This is a genomic window from Bhargavaea cecembensis DSE10 (genome assembly GCF_000348905.1).
GTDB lineage: Bacteria > Bacillota > Bacilli > Bacillales_A > Planococcaceae > Bhargavaea > Bhargavaea cecembensis.
In genome coordinates this window covers 14,660-31,937 of sequence record NZ_AOFT01000025.1, presented here as the reverse complement: position 1 = coordinate 31,937, position 17,278 = coordinate 14,660, and the positions used below count along the sequence as shown (strand labels likewise).

14 protein-coding genes are annotated in these 17,278 nt (G+C 54.7%); 7 read left to right on the top strand and 7 right to left on the bottom strand.

What is annotated here, in order from left to right; all coding sequences use genetic code 11:
* Positions 1-223: 223 nt before the first annotated feature.
* The 4 genes from C772_RS15195 to C772_RS15180 form a co-directional block, all read right to left on the bottom strand.
* On the bottom strand, positions 224-1,981 hold the full coding sequence (locus C772_RS15195) for an ABC transporter ATP-binding protein (protein WP_008301401.1): 1,758 nt from the start codon (positions 1,979-1,981) through the stop codon (positions 224-226).
* Positions 1,974-3,722: an ABC transporter ATP-binding protein gene (locus C772_RS15190; RefSeq protein WP_008301399.1), complete on the bottom strand. Its 1,749-nt coding sequence runs from the start codon at positions 3,720-3,722 to the stop codon at positions 1,974-1,976. The genes C772_RS15195 and C772_RS15190 overlap by 8 nt, the downstream gene beginning before the upstream one ends.
* 486 nt (positions 3,723-4,208) lie before the next feature.
* Positions 4,209-5,402: a chromate efflux transporter gene (chrA, locus tag C772_RS15185; protein WP_008301397.1), complete on the bottom strand. Its 1,194-nt coding sequence runs from the start codon at positions 5,400-5,402 to the stop codon at positions 4,209-4,211.
* A gap of 92 nt (positions 5,403-5,494) precedes the next feature.
* A complete protein-coding gene (locus C772_RS15180) occupies positions 5,495-6,688 on the bottom strand; it encodes a class I SAM-dependent rRNA methyltransferase (protein ID WP_008301395.1) in 1,194 nt (397 codons plus the stop codon).
* A 199-nt stretch (positions 6,689-6,887) separates the two neighbouring features.
* Between C772_RS15180 and C772_RS15175 the strand changes: the two genes are divergently transcribed.
* From C772_RS15175 to C772_RS15165, 3 genes are all read left to right on the top strand, one after another.
* Positions 6,888-8,234: a hemolysin family protein gene (locus tag C772_RS15175; protein WP_008301393.1), complete on the top strand. Its 1,347-nt coding sequence runs from the start codon at positions 6,888-6,890 to the stop codon at positions 8,232-8,234.
* 159 nt (positions 8,235-8,393) lie between these two features.
* Positions 8,394-9,272: a cation diffusion facilitator family transporter gene (locus tag C772_RS15170; RefSeq protein ID WP_008301391.1), complete on the top strand. Its 879-nt coding sequence runs from the start codon at positions 8,394-8,396 to the stop codon at positions 9,270-9,272.
* 777 nt (positions 9,273-10,049) lie between these two features.
* Positions 10,050-10,610, top strand: coding sequence for a hypothetical protein (locus tag C772_RS15165; protein ID WP_008301389.1), 561 nt, complete (start codon positions 10,050-10,052; stop codon positions 10,608-10,610).
* Between the two features lie 59 nt (positions 10,611-10,669).
* Here C772_RS15165 and C772_RS15160 read toward each other — a convergent pair whose 3' ends face one another.
* Positions 10,670-11,014, bottom strand: coding sequence for a hypothetical protein (locus tag C772_RS15160; protein ID WP_008301388.1), 345 nt, complete (start codon positions 11,012-11,014; stop codon positions 10,670-10,672).
* A 132-nt stretch (positions 11,015-11,146) separates the two neighbouring features.
* A complete protein-coding gene (locus C772_RS15155; RefSeq protein ID WP_008301386.1) occupies positions 11,147-12,691 on the bottom strand; it encodes a bifunctional GNAT family N-acetyltransferase/carbon-nitrogen hydrolase family protein in 1,545 nt (514 codons plus the stop codon).
* Positions 12,692-12,912: 221 nt separating this feature from the next.
* Here C772_RS15155 and C772_RS15150 point away from each other — a divergent pair, with 221 nt between their 5' ends.
* From C772_RS15150 to C772_RS15140, 3 genes are read left to right on the top strand one after another with little or no spacing between them, the layout of a single operon-like run.
* Complete coding sequence (locus C772_RS15150; protein ID WP_008301384.1) at positions 12,913-13,338, top strand: disulfide oxidoreductase; 426 nt, start codon at positions 12,913-12,915, stop codon at positions 13,336-13,338.
* A gap of 6 nt (positions 13,339-13,344) precedes the next feature.
* Positions 13,345-13,812, top strand: a complete 468-nt coding sequence (locus C772_RS15145; protein ID WP_008301382.1) for a thioredoxin family protein — start codon at positions 13,345-13,347, stop codon at positions 13,810-13,812.
* Between the two features lie 45 nt (positions 13,813-13,857).
* Complete coding sequence (locus C772_RS15140; RefSeq protein ID WP_008301381.1) at positions 13,858-14,703, top strand: RluA family pseudouridine synthase; 846 nt, start codon at positions 13,858-13,860, stop codon at positions 14,701-14,703.
* Between the two features lie 248 nt (positions 14,704-14,951).
* On the opposite strand, the gene C772_RS15135 is transcribed toward C772_RS15140, so the two are convergent.
* Positions 14,952-15,782, bottom strand: a complete 831-nt coding sequence (locus C772_RS15135; RefSeq protein WP_008301379.1) for an aldo/keto reductase — start codon at positions 15,780-15,782, stop codon at positions 14,952-14,954.
* 157 nt (positions 15,783-15,939) lie between these two features.
* Between C772_RS15135 and C772_RS15130 the strand changes: the two genes are divergently transcribed.
* On the top strand, positions 15,940-17,241 hold the full coding sequence (locus C772_RS15130) for an NCS2 family permease (protein WP_008301377.1): 1,302 nt from the start codon (positions 15,940-15,942) through the stop codon (positions 17,239-17,241).
* The last annotated feature ends 37 nt before the right edge of the window (positions 17,242-17,278 follow it).

Genomic DNA, 17,278 nt, shown 5'->3' with positions numbered 1-17,278 from the left:
AGTACCGCTCTCACCGCGATTCGATTTCGTCATTCACGTGACCAATTTCAGCGTTCGCCGCTCCGATTTCGTCATTTACGGCAAAAATCTCGTCATTCGCAACCGGCCGGCTGTGAATGACGAGATTAAACGTGCGAATGACGAGACTGAACTGACGTATGACGAAATTAAACGGACGAATGACGAGACTGGCGAATGCCGGTCAGTTGCCCAGTCCCTTCTTTTATCCCGTCTTCCCCGCAGCCTGCGAACCGGCCTGCAGCTTATACATCTGCGCGTACTGGCCGTCGTAGGCGAGAAGCTGGTCATGGGTGCCGAGCTCAACAATCTCTCCTCGGTCCAGCACAATGATGCGGTCCGCGTTTTTGATGGTCGACAGCCGGTGGGCGATAACGAATGTCGTCCGCCCCTTTTTCAGGACATCCATCGCATGCTGGATGATTTCTTCCGTCTCGGTGTCGATGTTCGATGTCGCCTCATCCAGGATGAGGATCGCCGGGTCGAAGGCGAGCGCCCGGGCAAACGAGATCAGTTGACGCTGCCCGGCGGACAGGGTGCTGCCCTTTTCCACGACCGGCTCGTCGATGCCGCCCGGAAGGTTCTTCAATACCCGGTCACCGCCGACCGCCTCAAGGGCGCGTTCCACGTCTTCGCGGGAAATCCTCGGATCATCGAGGCTGATGTTCGACCCGATCGTTCCGGTGAAAAGGTACGGGTCCTGCAGGACGATGCCCATATGGTCGCGCACCGTCTGGCGGGACAACTTGGTGATATCGGTCCCGTCAATCACGATCCGGCCCTTTGTCGGGTCGTAGAAACGGAACAGCAGGTTCATGATCGAGCTTTTGCCGGAACCGGTGTGACCGACAAGTGCCACCGTCTCGCCCTGCTTCGCCTCGAAGTCGATTCCCTTCAGGACATACTCTTCACCCTTGTAGGCAAACCAAACATTCTCGAACCGGACATTCCCGCGGTAGCGGGCAATCTTCTCGTCGCTCACGTCTTCCCCTTCCTGGTCGAGCAGTTCGAATACCCGCTCCGCCGCGACAAGTGAATGCTCGAGGCGGGAGAACTGGTTGACGATGCCCGTGATCGGGTTGAAGAGGCGCGTGATGTAGTCGACAAAGGCGTACAGCGCACCGACGGAGATTGCGGCCGGAGCGGAGAGCGCCACATTGCCGAAGTACAGGATGAACGCGATGAACGTCATCGACCGGAGGACGTCGACCAGGTTGAACGACGTCGCCGAGTCGAGGAACAGCAGCTTGTTCTTGTATCGGAAGTGCTCGTCGTTCAGCTCATCGAATTCCTGTTCCATCTGCTTTTCCCTGCGGAAAGCCTGGATGATCGTCATGCCCTGGATGGCTTCGTTGATCATCGCATTCAGGTCACTGACCTTCCCGCGGATGATCCGGTTGTACTTGGAGGCGTACTTCCTGTAGGAAATCATCCAGATGTAGAGCACAGGAATCAGAATGAGCGTGATCGCTCCCATCGCCGGCTCAAGAAAAAGCAGCGCGGCGAAGATCCCGATCATGTACATGCCGCTTGTCGCGAACTGGGACAGTACGGTCACGTACATATCGCGGATCGCTTCCGTGTCGTTCGTGATGCGTGCGACCACCTTGCCCGCCGGCAGATTGTCGAAGTAGCGGACCGGAAGCGTCTGGATCTTGCCGTACACTTCATTCCGCATCTTCTGGATAATGCGGTTCGCCCCTTTCTGCAGGAGCAGGTATTCCGCGTAGCGGAACACCGCCGTGACAACAGCGAGACCCATGAAGACCGCAAGCAGCATCAGGATCGGCGTGAACTCCATCCCGCCGCCTTCACTGCCGGCGATATGGTCATCGATGATTTTTTTCGCTATGAGCGGTCCGGCAAGATCTGCCGCGACAGCAAGTGCCAGGCAGACAACGCCGGGAATAACATAACGCTTCTGGTCCGTCGCATAGCGGACCAGCCGTTTTCCCTTATTCATGAGGGTCCACCTCCCCGATCTGCTGCCGGTCGAATTGTTCTCGGTACCAGCCTTCCGCTTCCAGCAAGGAGTCGTGCGTGCCTTCCTCGGTGACTCTGCCGTCTTCCAGGACGATGATCCAGTCGGCATGCTCGATCGCCGACAGCCTGTGCGTCGTGATGATCGTCGTCTTGTCTTTCCGGCCCTGCCGGATGTTTTCGATGATCGCCGTTTCGGTCTTGGCATCGACCGCCGACAGGGAGTCATCGAGGATCAGGATATCCGGGTCCTTGATAAGTGCCCGTGCAATCGAGATCCGCTGCTTCTGTCCGCCCGAGAGTGCGACACCCTTTTCCCCAACCAGCGTCTCGAGCCCCTCCGGCAGCATCGCCAGATCCTTGCGGAAATGCGACAGGCGGATGGCCTCGTCGATTTCCGCGTCATTTGCGTCCGGCTTGCCGAACAGGATGTTGTCGCGGATCGAGCGGGAAAACAGCACATGGTCCTGTGGCACATAACCGATCCAGTCCCGCACTTCGTCCTTTGTCAGGTCACTGACGGAAACGCCGGAAAAACTGAGTTCCCCTTCGCCTGCCGGATATTCCCGCAGCAGCTGTCGGATGAAGGTCGTCTTCCCGCTGCCGGTTTTCCCGACGATTCCGAGTGTCCCGCCGCGCTCGAGGCGCACTTTCACCCGGTCCAGGTTGACCAACGAGGACTGCGGGTAACGGAAGGTCACATCATCGAAAGTGACATCGTCCGGATGACCCGCCCGTTTCGGCCGGTCCGGGTCCCGGACGTCTTCCAGGTAGGACAGCGTTTCGTGGACCCGGTCGAGGGAAGCATTCCCCCGCTGCATGACGTTGATCAGTTCGCCGATCGCAATCATCGGCCAGACCGCCATCCCGAGGTAGACGTTGAACGTGACGAGGTTGCCGAGCGTCATCTCGCCTGTCGAGACAAGAAAGGCACCATAGCCGAGGCCGATTGCGTAGCTGGCAGCGGTGAGCACCTTCGATGTCGGCGCAAACAGCGCATCAATCCTCTCGACGGCCATGTTTTTCTCGTATACTTCTTCCGTTTTCTTTCTGAACTTTTCTTCGGTGGCTCGCTCCTGGACATAGGCCCTGACGACGCGGACACCGGCAACCGCCTCGAGAACGTCATCGTTCAGTTCGCCGAATGCGTCCTGTGCGACAACGTAGCGCTCATGGATCTTCTTGCCGAGCACCTGCATGATGATTGCCAGGATCGGCAGCGGCAGGATCGCGGCCAATGTCAGCTTCCACGAAACGAGGAAACCGGCCGTCAGCAAAATCGTCGCCAGATAAAGCGTCGAGTCGATCAGCGTCATGATGCCGAAACCGGCCGTTTCCGAAATCGCTCGCAGGTCGTTTGTCGAGCGTGCCATCAGGTCGCCCGTCCGGTTTTTCTCGTAGAATGTCGGCGTCATCTTCAGGAAGTGCTTCATGAGCCGGCTCCTGAGCACACGCTCGATCACATTCGCCCCGCCGAACAGCTGGTATTGCCAGATAAAGTTCGAGGCATAATTGACAGCCATGACGAGGAGCATCAGGCCGACAAAGGTCATGAGCAGCCCTTCCGTCATGTCGCCGCGGTACATCGTGTCGATCGCCCGGCCGATCAGCCACGGCGGAACGACGACCAGTATGTTGGTGAAGGTGAGCAAGATCAGCGCCACCGTGTACCGCTTCCAGTTTTCCTTGAGGAACCAGTTCAGTTTAAATAAGACTGAGAACATTGGTTATCCCTTCTCTCCCTGGCGGGGACTACCCGCCTTCTTTAGATTCCTTGACCAGGATTTTGCGTTCTTTTGTGATGCACATCACCATTTCTCCTTCCGGTTTTCGTTTTGTATTCAGCGCGCTTTTGCGCGGTGATACCTGATGAAGACACAAAAACGCGCCCCCGAATCATGGAGGCGCGCTCAATGAAAAAGGGTCCGGCAGGCATGCCGGACCCCTATATAGACACTGGTGCCGTCAGATTACGGCCGCAGTGCGGGCAGGCATGGCGATATGCAGTTGTTTTCAAAGCCGTTTTGAATGATCATGTTGTACATTGTCCATACCTCCCTTTCCGTTGGAATTGTTTGCCTTAACAGACTACCCTTGCGGATCAGTCCCTGTCAACTGTTTTCAGAGAAATTTCTTAATTCTCACTTGACATATGAATCTTGCCCAAGAATGGGCAAGATTAAACCAGATTCTTTAATTGTGGATAAAGTTCAAAGGAATGCGTGAATCAGGGCACCGAGTACGCCTGCCACCGCAACAACAACCCATGGCGGGGTTTTCCTGAACTGAAGCAGCCAGAAACAAAGTGCTGCAACAGCAATATCCCATACAGAGAAGATCGAGCTCGGGATGACAGGATTGATCAGAGCCGCCGCGAGGATTCCCACGACCGCGGCATTGACGCCAACCAGCGCCGCCCTCAGCCAGGTTTTCTTGCGGAGTACCGACCAGAACGGCAGCGTTCCGATGACGAGGAGGAACGACGGCAGGAACATGGCGACAACTGCCACGAGCGCGCCCGGGACGCTATCCATGATCATCCCTATGTATGCAGCCAGCGTGAAGAGCGGTCCCGGTACGGCCTGCGCGGCACCGTAGCCTGCGATGAACGTCTCCGCATCCATGTAGCCCTGCGGCACCACTTCCCGCTCGAGCATCGGAAGGACAACATGACCGCCGCCGAAAACGATCGAGCCGACTCGGTAGAAGATATCGGTAATCGACACAAGAATATGATCAGTGGCCTGCCGGAGCAGAGGCAAAAGCGCGAGCAGGGCGAAGAACAGCCCCCATGCCACCGCACCGGCCTTTTTCCCTATTGGCATCGGGATGGTTGCTTCTTCTCCGCCGTTCCCGTCCTGTCTGCCCCTGTATAAGATATAACCGATGAGCCCGGCAAGAACGATGACGCCGATCTGGCCCCAGGCAGTCGGTATGAGAAGTACGCCTGCTCCCGCCAGCGCAGCAAGGATCAGTCGGGGGATATCAGGCGTCAGATTCTTACCCATGCCGATGAGCGCGTGGAGGATGATCGCGACCGCGACAATCTTCAGGCCGCGGATCCAGCCGGTGTCGAACGGCACGTCACCAGCAACAAGATATGCAAACAGCATCAGAATGATGACAGAAGGCATTGTAAAACCGAACCACGACAGCATCGCGCCTCCGATGCCGCCCCGGATCAGGCCGACCCCGATGCCGACCTGAGAACTCGCCGGCCCCGGCAGAAACTGGCACAGCGCAACGAGATCCGCGTAGGCCCGGTCATCGAGCCACCCGCGTTTTTTAACGTATTCATCCCTGAAATAACCGAGATGGGCGGCAGGCCCTCCGAACGATGTCAGCCCCAGTTTGAGCGACGCCGATAAGATTTCGCCATACCGCCCTCTTTCCTTCTTTTCCATCCAAAAACTCCTTCCAAAAAGATGTCCACCCTATCCTAACGGAATCCGCACGGGGGATGGGGCATCTTCACAAACTCTTAACAAACTTTTCGTCACCCGTCCGCCCGGATGACCGCGACTTTCAGATAATCGGATTCCGGGGAATTCCTCGGGGTGCGGAAATCTTCCGGCAGCCGGTACTCCTTCAGGATCCGGTATTTCCTGCCCGAAGAGCGGAACGCCTTGTCGATGAAGGTCCTGAACTTTTTCATCCCGAAGCCGGCATGATTCGTCGAGGCGATCACGATGCCGCCCTTAGCCGTGACGGCAAGCACGTCTTCCAGCAGACCGGCATAGTCTTTTGCCGCGCTGAAGGTGCGCTTTTTGGAACGGGCAAAGCTCGGCGGATCCAGAACAACCAGGTCGAATTCAAGTCCCTTCCGCCCGGCATACCGGAAATAGTCAAACACATCCATCACGACGATATCCTGCGCCTCATAGTCGATGCCGTTGACTGCGAACTGCTCGATCGTCTTCGGAAGGCTCCGTTTTGCAAGATCGACACTCACCGTTCCCGCGGCACCTCCAAGAACCGCCGCGACCGAAAATGCCCCCGTATACGAAAATGTATTGAGCACCTGGCGGCCGGCTGCGTATTCATCACGGATCGCCTTTCTGACATCCCGCTGGTCCAGGAAAATGCCCGTCATCGCCCCGTCATTCAGGTCAACGGCAAAATTCATGCCATTTTCCTTCACAATCAGGGGGAAGTCCGGCTGGTCTCCAAATACAAAATCGTCCTGTTCCATATACTGTCCCTTTTGATCGAACCGTTTTTTCTCATAGACAGAGCGTGCCTCCGGCATCTCTTTCAGGGATGCGTAGACGAACTGCCGCATCGAATAAATGCCCTCGCTGTACCAGCTGACCATCCAATGGCCGGCGTAATGGTCGATCGTCATCCCGCCGATGCCGTCTCCTTCCCCGTTAAACAAGCGGAACGCCGTTGTGTCAGGGTCTTCAAAAAACGGCTTCCGGCGCTCTATCGCCCCGCGGATCTTCCGTGAGAAAAATGCCTGGTCAATGGCTTCGCGCTCATTCCGCGACAGCACCCACCCCGCACCTTTGTTCTGCAGGCCGTGATAGCCCGTCGCCACATAATTTCCGGAAGGATCCAGCAGACGGAGAAGCGTCCCCTCCGCTCCGAATAAAGACGAGTTCCGTACAGCCTCCTTCGGGATGACCGGCTGGCCGGCCCGGATCGCCTCTGCTGTTTTTGCGTCTACTTTTACACTGTTAATGTTCATTATTCCAACTCCACGATTCGGTTTTTTCCATTATCGCATGTCTGCACAAAATAGACGAATTTACTGCGGCTGGGAGGATTTTTTTATTGTCTTTTTGCTGATGCGGATTTATTATTGAAAGTAACTCACTATTTTTTACATTCACAGGAGGTGTACACTTTGTCCTCCCCCTCATTCGGGTCATGGACAAAGGATTTATTTGGACATTGCCATACGATTGGCAGCATTTGCTGCCTTAATCGCCTTCACCGCGTTTTTTGTCGCGAGTGAATTCGCAATTGTGAAAGTCAGGACAACCCGAATCGACCAGCTGATCGCCGAAGGAAACCGCAAAGCGATCCGGGCAAAGAAAGTCGTCTCCAATCTGGATGAATATCTTTCAGCCTGCCAGCTCGGTATTACGATCACTGCACTCGGTTTGGGTTGGCTCGGGGAACCGACCGTCGAGCGTCTGCTCCATCCCCTATTTGAACGGTTTGAGATAGGTGAAAGCGCCTCTTCGATTCTTTCCTTCGTCATCGCCTTCTCTGTCGTGACGTTCCTTCACGTCGTTGTAGGTGAATTGGCCCCGAAATCGATTGCCATCCAAAAGGCGGAAACGATCACCCTGAACTTTTCCGGCCCCCTCATCGCTTTCTACCGGCTCATGTATCCGTTTATCCATACGATGAATGGCACTGCACAATGGCTGATCCGGCTGTTCGGCTTCAAGTCGATGTCGGAATCCGAGGAAGCGCACTCCGAGGAAGAATTGCGGATGATTCTCTCAGACAGTCTGAAAAGCGGAGAAATCAACCAGTCCGAATATAAATATGTAAACAAGATCTTCGAGTTTGATGATCGGATTGCCCGTGAAATCATGGCACCGCGGACCGAGATGATGACTGTCGAACAGGATATGACACTTCGTGAAGTACTGGATGTCATGGGCGTCGAGCAATACACACGCTATCCGGTGACTGACGGAGACAAGGACCATATCGTCGGTCTGATCAACATGAAGAATCTCCTCACCGCCTATATCAAAGATCCGGCTGCCGGCGACCGCCCGGTGTCCGACTTTATCCAGCCGATCATACGGGTGATCGAATCGATCCCGATCAGCGATCTGCTCCTGAAAATCCAGCGTGAACGGATCCATATGGCTGTGCTGATGGATGAGTACGGCGGCACAAGCGGCCTCGTCACAATCGAGGATATCCTTGAGGAGATTGTCGGCGACATCCAGGACGAGTTCGATGTCGACGAGGTGCCCGATGTTCAGGCAATCGGCGAAGGGCATTTTATCTTCGATGCGAAAATGCTCATTGAAGATGTGAACGATATCCTCGGCATCCATATCGACGAAGAGGACATCGATACGATCGGCGGATGGTTTATGGCCAAGCGCTTTGATATCGTCAAAGGCGAAAAAATCCTCGAGCAGGGGTATGAGTTCCTCGTGAAAGACATGGAAGGCCACCATATCCTCTATATTGAAGTACAAAAAGTTGAAACCGAACCTGAACCGCTGACGGCCGAAGATGCCGCCGCTGCGGAGTCATGATCCGCTCCCGGAAGCCTTGCTTCCGGGAGTTTTTTCTTTGTCCCGGACAGGAAGGCAGTATCCCGCTTTAAAGGTCATGTAGAGATTCTTAATGAAGTTTCCGCCGGGAAAACATCGGTCGGTATTTTGGGGTATACTGAACAATCCGGAGGTGAGAACATGGACCTTTACTCAAATCTTAAAGAGGGAGAGCGCGGGGCCTGGGTCAGCATTTTCAGCTACCTTGTGCTGAGCACCGTCAAGTTCATCGCCGGTGTTGCAGGTACGTCCGAGGCACTGAAGGCGGATGCCCTGAACAATACGACAGACGTTGTCGCGTCGGTCGCCGTACTGATCGGCCTCCGCATCTCCCAAAAACCACCGGATGACAATCATCGGTACGGCCATCTGCGTGCCGAAACGATCGCTTCCCTCATCGCATCCTTTATCATGGCGGCCGTAGGGATCGAGGTCCTGACGGATGCCATCGGTTCCATCTATAGTGAAGATGCCCAGACGCCTTCCGCATTCACAGGTTATATCGCACTTGCGAGCGGCCTCATTATGTATGCCGTCTATTTGTACAACCTCCGGCTGGCCAAAAAGGTCGGAAGTTCCGCTCTCCGGGCGGCTGCCCTCGACAACCGCTCCGATGCCCTTGTGAGTTTTGGTGCGGCTGCCGGGATTGCCGGAGCGATTTTCGGATTCCCTGTGATCGATACGGTTACGGCCCTGATTATTGCCCTGCTGATCCTGCTTGCTGCTGCCTCGATCTTCAAGGAAGCCGTCTACACGCTTACCGACGGATTTGATGAAGAAGAGGGTGAAGCACTTGCCCATCTGGCCGCTTCCGTTCCAGGGGTGATCCGCCTCAAAGACTTTAAGGGGCGGATGCACGGCAACATGATCTTCATCGACCTGACTGTCACTGTCGATCCTTCATTGAATGTTATTGAGAGCCACCGCATCACCGAGCAGATCGAGCGACGGATGCAGAAAGTAAAGCCGCTATCCACAGTCCTCGTCCATATAGAGCCGGAATATCCAAATAAGCCATGAGCCCCAAGGGTTCATGGCTTCAGACTGTAGACAAATTGTGTGGATTACTCCTTTGTCTGCAGTTTTTCTATTCCTGTAAATCCTCCGGATTTCCGCTTCGGGCCCTCGCTTCAATCCGCCATACGGCTTATTGAGACAAGCAGTACCTGTTAATACAAACGAGTTAACAAACTATATAACAATGGGCTGTCCGAGAACTTAAGATTTACACATGATACGGCAAACGGCACGGACTCTGCTGACCAACGCTTCACTTTTGGTCGAAACAGAAAAATCTCCTCGAATCCGCCTCGCAAGAAGGAAATGCGAAGCATTTTCGAGGAGTCTCCCGGCGTCCGTGCCGTTTGCTATGTGCTGAACCCTAGTTTCAGACAGCCCCTTCATTTGATGTTGTACCTGACGATTAAATCAGGGCAAAGCAATCATAGGTACTCGGGAATCATTTTATTATAATCGTCTGCTTTACGAAGCCATGAGATACGTCACGGCCACCCCAATCGCCAAACCGGCCAATACCACGATTCCGTACAGCCAATACCTCCCTTTTGACAAGACGATCTCCCCCTTTTCGTCTTCTATCCTATGCACGCCAATCCCCAATTAATGTTTGTGAAATGAAGACAGGCGGCTATTTTGCAAGTTATTTGAAACCTTTCATGAGCATAGTCGTAATAAGGTTGGAAACATTCTGAACAGCCCATTTCCCAAGTACGCATGGAAAGTGCCTCTAACCAGGCACCAGGGCATGATTACAGAAAGATAAGGGGGTTTTTTATTTTGTATGATGTCGTGGATCAGCGAAGAGTCATTTCCTTCACCATTGCGATCATCCTGTCGATCCTTGCTTTCCTGGGTCCCGCGGCCATTCTTCTCCCGCTGAAAACAGGTTTCATCACACCGGAAGCGGAAATGATCGGCACAAGCGGGTGGTCACTCATCACGGGAGGAATCGGCTTTCTTGCGCTCGCCTCCGTGTTTGTCCTGTTTGCCGTGATGGAGGATAAAAAGAAGAAATGGACCATCTCTCTTGCCCTGTTCGCGGTCGGAGCCCTGGGTATTCTGCTTACCCTAAAGGACTACTATTACTACACACCTGAACACTTTGTGATCAACGGGCCCTTCACCCTTACGAGTCAGGTCTATGAGTGGACGGATTTCGAAATGGTCACGGAGAATCTGGCCAAGGAAGGCGGTACCCTCTTCGTCGAATCCCTGGAATTTAAGATGAAAGACGGCAGGACCTATCAGTTTGACCGCGGGCGCATGCTCCAGCGGTACCAGCCGATCGTCAACGCCGTTACGGCAAGCGGCGGCGAACATATCCGAAACGGGGGCTGACATTCCCAGAAACATCAACAGCCCGGGGCGATTAGCCCCGGGCTGTTCCATTGATGATATCAGGAGTTGTCGTTTTCCTCATCGGTTTCATTCAGCATATCTTCTTCATCTGAAGTGTCATCCGTATTGGCGTCATTTGCATCGCCATCATTCGATTCGGTATCCGTTTCGGTATCGGTTTCAGAATCCGTATCAACGTTTACATCAGTATCTTCGCCACCATCGGTTCCGTCGTCGCCGGTATTGCCTTCGCCTGTACCGCCGTCTCCGGCAGGTGCCTGCTCTTCAACCGGATCCTCTTCGTCCAGATTGTCATCTTCGTTATCCCCGCCGCCACATGCAGCGAGCATGCCTGCAGAAAGAAATGCCGCTGCACCGAGTTTCAGCCACTTGCTGGTTTCCATGATGAATTCCTCCTTGTGAACTGTGCTGTGCCTATCCATCATTACCCGAATAGGGATTGGCTAACCATCTTTTTCACAAAGAGGACACGGCCATTGGCAAAAAGAGCCTCCGTTACGGGGCTCTTTGCTGGCTCAGCTTTTTTTATATTCCACCCGGTACACATCATGCCGGCGGTCTTTCAGTTGCTTGACGGTGCCGTCCTGGCGCTGTCGCCGGAGGATTTCGAGGTCGACGTCCCCGATCAGCACCATCTCAACATTGGCGTTGGTCTCGCCGACGATGCCGTCACGTGCGAACTCAAAGTCGGATGGCGCGAAAATCGCCGACTGGGCATACTGGATGTCCATATTCTCGGTCTGCGGCAGGTTGCCGACCGTCCCCGAGATGACCGTGTACACCTGGTTTTCGACAGCCCGGGCCTGTGCACAGTACCTGACGCGCAGATATCCTTGCCGGTCCTCCGTGTTGAACGGCGTGAAGATGATGTTCGCGCCCATGTCGGTCGCGATGCGCGCCAGTTCAGGGAATTCAATATCGTAACAGATCTGGATGGCGATTTTGCCGCAGTCGGTATCGAAGACGCGGACCGCATCGCCTGCAGAAATCCCCCACCATTTCCGCTCGTTCGGCGTGATGTGGATCTTGTACTGCTTCTCGATCGAGCCGTCCCGTCGGAACAGGTAAGCGATGTTGTAGATCTCCTCGTCCTCTTCTTTCACGAAGTGGGATCCGCCGATGATGTTGACGTTGTAGCGCACGGCAAGATCCGTGAAGAGCTCGATGTACGCCTCGGTGTAGTCGGTCATCTTGCGGACGGCGATGCTCGGGACCGGCTCGTCCAGGAACGACATCAGCTGGGTCGTAAAGATTTCCGGAAATACGACAAAGTCGGAATAAGCATCCGACGCCACATCCACGAAATACTCCACCTGGCCGGCCAGGTCCTCGAAGCTGGTAATCTGTCGCATCTGGTACTGGACCACGCAGATCCGTACCGGATAGCTGGTCTTAAAGTGGCGCTTGGATTGCGGCTTGTAGTCGATATTGTTCCATTCCATGAGCGTCGCGTACTTGCGCGACGCCTTGTCATCCGGCAGATAATCCGGGTTGACGCGCATGAGCGTAAAGTCGTTCATCAGCTGGAATGACAGCACCGGATCATAGATTTTGTGGCGGGATACGGCATCCACATACTCCCGAGGTGTCATTTCCTTTTCGTATTTATAGTAGTTCGGGATCCGTCCGCCGATGACGATCGACTTCAGGTTGAGTGCGCGGGCAAGATCCTTGCGGGCTTCATACAGCCGCTGGCCGACGCGCATCCTCCGGTAATCCGGATGCACCATCACTTCGATCCCGTACAGATTGTAGCCGTCCGGATTGTGATTGGTGATGTAGCCCTCGTCGGTCACATCGTCCCATGTATGACGGTCGTCGTATTCATCGAAGTTGATGATGAGGCTTGAGCAGGAGCCGATAATTTCTCCGTCGAGCTCCGCCACGAACTGGCCTTCAGGGAAGATGTTCAGATGGCTTTCGAGGTGTGCCCTTTCCCAGGGATCCATTCCCGGGAAACATTCGTCCTGCATCCGCAGGATCGATTCAATATCGTCATGGGTCATCTCCCGGATGACCATACTCTTCTCAAATGATGACAGATCAAATTGCTCCGACATGACAGAGCCCCCTTTCCATACATTGAGCCCATTATACGCCGTCCGGGCCGCTCTGGAAAACTCTATTTCTTTTCCCCGGACGAGAGAAACTAAACGTATCCGCTACGCAGAATGCGCCACCAAGTTGTCACCGCTCAATGCGGCTCCGGGACAAAATCGTTGTCAAGCCCGGAACACTCCCCCTATAATCAGAATGAAATCAAATGTCAGGAGCGCCTTCTATGGAAAAACGCCTTGAAAATATGTTGCTGGCCGTCTGGACGGTATCGCTTGTCGCGACGGCCGGATCTCTTTATTTCTCGGAGGTCCGCGGATACATCCCGTGTGAGATGTGCTGGTACCAGAGGATCCTGATGTATCCGATTGTGGTGATCGGTGCTGTCGCCTACTTCCGGAAAGACTTCCGGGCAGCCGCCTATACCCTGGCTCTGTCGGTCATTGGCGGCATGATCTCGCTCTATCACTACGGGATCCAGAAGCTCCCTGCCCTTCAGGACTCCGCACCGTCCTGCGGCCAGGTCAGCTGCACGGGTGCCTACATCAACTGGTTCGGGTTTGTGACGATTCCGTTTCTGGCCCTGATCGCATTCATCATCATCGCCGTCATCAGTTTTCTCATGCTGAAGCGGCAGAAGGAGACGAACTAATTTCCCATGAAAAAACTGCTAATCATCGGAGGAGCGGTCATCGTCGTTTTCGCAATGATCATCTTCCTCACGAACCAGGCCAACAAGTCCAAGCTGGAAAACAGCCCTTACGGGGACAAGGACCTCCAGCAGGCGACAATCGACCAGCTGGATGACGAGAACTACCAGAACATCATCCTCCCTGACGAACTTGAAGAGAAAATCGAATCCGGCGAGCCGGTCACTGCTTATTTCTTCAGCCCGACCTGCCAATACTGCCAGGAGATGACGCCTCGTCTCATGCCGATTGCGGAAGATATGGATGTCCAGATTGACCAGTTCAACCTTCTCGAGTATGAGGACGGATTTATCCAGTATCAGATTGAAGCCACCCCGACACTGATCCACTTCGAGGACGGCGTGGAAGTCGGCCGCATGGTCGGTGCCCAGCCGGATGAGAACATCGAGGCTTTCTTTAACGAATACGCAAAATAATCAAAAGCCGCGCGGCAAGCGCGGCTTTTTTAAAGAGGTGAAACCATGGAATTCACTTATTCAACCGAAGAAGGCCTGACTGTCGAGCAGCTTCTCAGGGACCGGTGGCGCCTGGGCCGTAAGACCGTCCACGAGTTGCGCATGGCGGACGCGGTGATGCTTAAGGGCGGCAGACAGGTCCGGTGGAATGAACCGCTGCCAGCCGGCACGGCTCTTTCCATCCGCCTGCCCGATGCAAAGTCGGATTACGTTCCGGAAAGCAGTGAGCTGGACATCATCCACGAAGACCCCCACTGCCTCATTGTCCATAAGCCCGCGGCGCTGGCCGTCCATCCAAATGAGTCAGAAGGAACCGGCACACTGATGAACCGGGTCGTTGCCCGGTTCGGCCCTTACGCGGAGCATGTGCACCGGCTCGATAAGGGAACATCAGGATTGGTACTGATTGCGAGGCATCTGGTTGCAAAGGCCGTGTTCGACCGGATGCTCGAGGAAAAAACAATCCGGCGCACCTATGTTGCCGAGACAGAAGGACCGTTCAAAAAACGGAGCGGCACCGTCTCCGCTCCAATCGGAAGAGACCGCCATCATGCCACCCGAAGGCGGGTCTCCCCTTCCGGACAGCATGCGGTCACCCATTATCAGGTGATTGCAGAAAAAGGCAGCACCAACATTGTGGAACTTGACCTCGACACCGGCCGCACCCATCAGATCAGGGTCCATCTGGCGCATCTCGGCCATCCGATTATTGGAGATGTGCTATACGGGGGACGTCCTTCCGGGGGCGGTTCATACAGGCTCCACGCAGCAAAGCTTTCTTTCACCCATCCGTTTAACGGCAAGGCACTGGACATTGTGGATCCGGTGCGGCCGGAATGGCTGGAATCATAAAAGACAGGGCCGGATTCATCTCCGCGCCCTGTCTTTTTTGTTGCTTAGGAAATTACAAATCATCTCTGTGGATAACGGCTATTCACGTGGCGTCCCCGGCCAGCTCCAGCACCCAGCAACTGGCAAGCTTCACCCTTCTCCACTACGATCAGTCAACATCGTCTCGTTCCTCGCCGTGTTTCCTTTATCTCATTGCGAAAGGTTCCAGTTTGTACGTTGCCAAACGGGCGCTTGCGCTTTTTTTCTGTTCAGAAATCCATATTGTCCGGGTCTTTTCCTGTTCGTTCGTTGCGGTTAAGCGCATCCAGCTGCTGCATCTCTTCGTCCGACAGCGTGAAGTCGAACACGTCCGCATTCGAGCGGACCCGCTCCGGGCGGACAGATTTCGGGATGACGATGATATCGTGCTGAAGGTGCCATCGGACGATGACCTGAGCCGGCGCCTTGCCGTGTGCTTCCGCGATGCGCATGACGACCGGTTCCTCCATCAGCTTCCCGCGTGCCAGCGGCGACCAGGCCGTCACGGCGATGTTCTCTTCCTGACAGAACTCGCGGAGCGGCTCCTGGCTCAGGTACGGATGAAGCTCAATCTGGTTGACCATCGGCTTCACATTGGCTTTCGCGAATACGGCCTCCAGGTGATGGCGATGGTGGTTCGAGACGCCCGGCACACGGATCAGCTTTTCTTCATAAAGGCGTTCGATCGCCCGGTATGTATCCGTGAACTTCCCTTCCACCGGCCAGTGCGTGAGATACAGGTCAAGATAGTCCATTTTCAGGTTCTCCAGCGACTTCTCGAACGCGCGAAGGGTCTCATCGTATCCTTGGTCCGTGTTCCATACCTTCGATGTGATGAAGATATCTTCCCGTTTCACGCCGGATGCCCGGACCGCCTCGCCGACCTGTACCTCGTTGCCGTACAGGGAAGCCGTGTCGATGGCAAGATAGCCCGCCTTAAGTGCCGCCGTCATGGCTTCGACCGACTCGGACGGCTCGGTCATTTTGTATACCCCAAGCCCGAGACGCGGCATTTCCACGCCGTTGGCAAGCGTTTTCTTCGATTGCAGATTCAGTTCCATGCCATTCCCTCCTTCTGATTCACTTTTATTTTATCGGAGCATGGGAATGAAATCGAATCATCTGTTTTTTTATGTTTTGGTTGAAATTTGGGGATAAAACGAATAATATGTTGGATGGTCTTGATAATCGTTCGTGTTCTCCAAAGGAGGAAATTCCGTGTTTCAACTGAAACAGCATGATACATCTGTAAAAACTGAAGTTCTGGCCGGCATGACAACGTTCCTGACAATGGCCTACATCATCATCGTCAACCCGATCATCCTGGCTGATGCCGGTGTTCCATTCGACCAGGTGTTCATGGCAACGATCATTGCGTCGGTCATCGGGACACTCTGGATGGCGCTATTCGCCAACTACCCGATCGCCATCGCCCCGGGCATGGGGCTGAACGCCTATTTTACTTCCGTCATTATCGCATCAGATGGTGCGCTTGATTATACGGCAGCGTTTTCTGCAGTTTTCGTTGCGGGGATCATTTTCGTTATCCTGTCGCTCACGCCAATCCGTGAAAAACTGATCGATGCGATTCCGGAAAATCTGAAGCACGGCATTACCGCGGGCATCGGGCTCTTTATCGCCTTTATCGGGCTCAGGCTGTCCGGGATCGTCGCCCATCATGAAACGAATCTGGTGAAGCTTGGCGACCTGACTTCCCCGCCCGTCCTGCTTTCCCTGTTTGGACTGATTATTACGGTAGTCCTCATGGCACGCAATGTCTACGGTGCGATCTTTATCGGCATGGCGGTCACCGGCGTCATCGCCTACGTGACCGGCCAGCTCCGCTTTGCGGAAGGATTCGTGAAGATGCCGCATCTGCCGGAGGGGCTCATTGTCTGGAATCCGGTCGATGCATTCGGAGACGTCATCTCCCACGGTCTTTACGGTGTCGTATTCGCCTTTCTCATGGTGACGCTCTTTGATACGACGGGCACGATGCTCGGGGTGGCCCGCCAGGCCGGGCTGATCAAAGACGGCAAGATGCCGAGGGTCCGGCCCGCCCTGCTGGCAGATTCCGTTGCTGCGACAGCCGGCGCGATGTTCGGGACAAGCCCGACATCGGCCTACGTGGAATCTTCCTCCGGTGTGGCTGTCGGCGGACGGACAGGGCTCACGACTGTAACTGTGGGCGTGCTCTTTATCATCGCCTCGTTTTTCGGACCTCTTGTCGGCTCGCTGTCCGGGGTCGCGGCAATTACCGCTCCTGCGCTGATCATCGTCGGCAGCCTGATGATCGGCATCGTCAAGGAGATTGAATGGGAGTCGTTCGATGAGTCCTTCCCTGCGTTCCTGATCATTCTCACGATGCCGCTCACTTCGAGCATCGCGACCGGGATTGCACTGGGCTTTATTTCTTATCCGATCATCAAGATCGTCAAAGGCAGATGGCGCGACGTCCACCCGCTTCTCTACCTGTTTGCAATCATGTTCGCCTACCAGCTGCTGTTCCTGCCGCACTAAGGGAAATATTGAAGGATACAAAAAAACGGCAACGGCC

Bases quoted from the DNA above. Each gene is read 5' to 3' on its own strand.
- C772_RS15135 (WP_008301379.1), bottom strand. From the start codon at position 15,782: ATGGAACTGAATCTGCAATCGAAGAAAACGCTTGCCAACGGCGTGGAA.
- chrA (WP_008301397.1), bottom strand. From the start codon at position 5,402: ATGGAAAAGAAGGAAAGAGGGCGGTATGGCGAAATCTTATCGGCGTCG.
- C772_RS15180 (WP_008301395.1), bottom strand. From the start codon at position 6,688: ATGAACATTAACAGTGTAAAAGTAGACGCAAAAACAGCAGAGGCGATC.
- C772_RS15160 (WP_008301388.1), bottom strand. From the start codon at position 11,014: ATGGAAACCAGCAAGTGGCTGAAACTCGGTGCAGCGGCATTTCTTTCT.
- C772_RS15150 (WP_008301384.1), top strand. From the start codon at position 12,913: ATGGAAAAACGCCTTGAAAATATGTTGCTGGCCGTCTGGACGGTATCG.
- C772_RS15190 (WP_008301399.1), bottom strand. From the start codon at position 3,722: ATGTTCTCAGTCTTATTTAAACTGAACTGGTTCCTCAAGGAAAACTGG.
- C772_RS15140 (WP_008301381.1), top strand. From the start codon at position 13,858: ATGGAATTCACTTATTCAACCGAAGAAGGCCTGACTGTCGAGCAGCTT.
- C772_RS15195 (WP_008301401.1), bottom strand. From the start codon at position 1,981: ATGAATAAGGGAAAACGGCTGGTCCGCTATGCGACGGACCAGAAGCGT.
- C772_RS15155 (WP_008301386.1), bottom strand. From the start codon at position 12,691: ATGTCGGAGCAATTTGATCTGTCATCATTTGAGAAGAGTATGGTCATC.
- C772_RS15145 (WP_008301382.1), top strand. From the start codon at position 13,345: ATGAAAAAACTGCTAATCATCGGAGGAGCGGTCATCGTCGTTTTCGCA.
- C772_RS15170 (WP_008301391.1), top strand. From the start codon at position 8,394: ATGGACCTTTACTCAAATCTTAAAGAGGGAGAGCGCGGGGCCTGGGTC.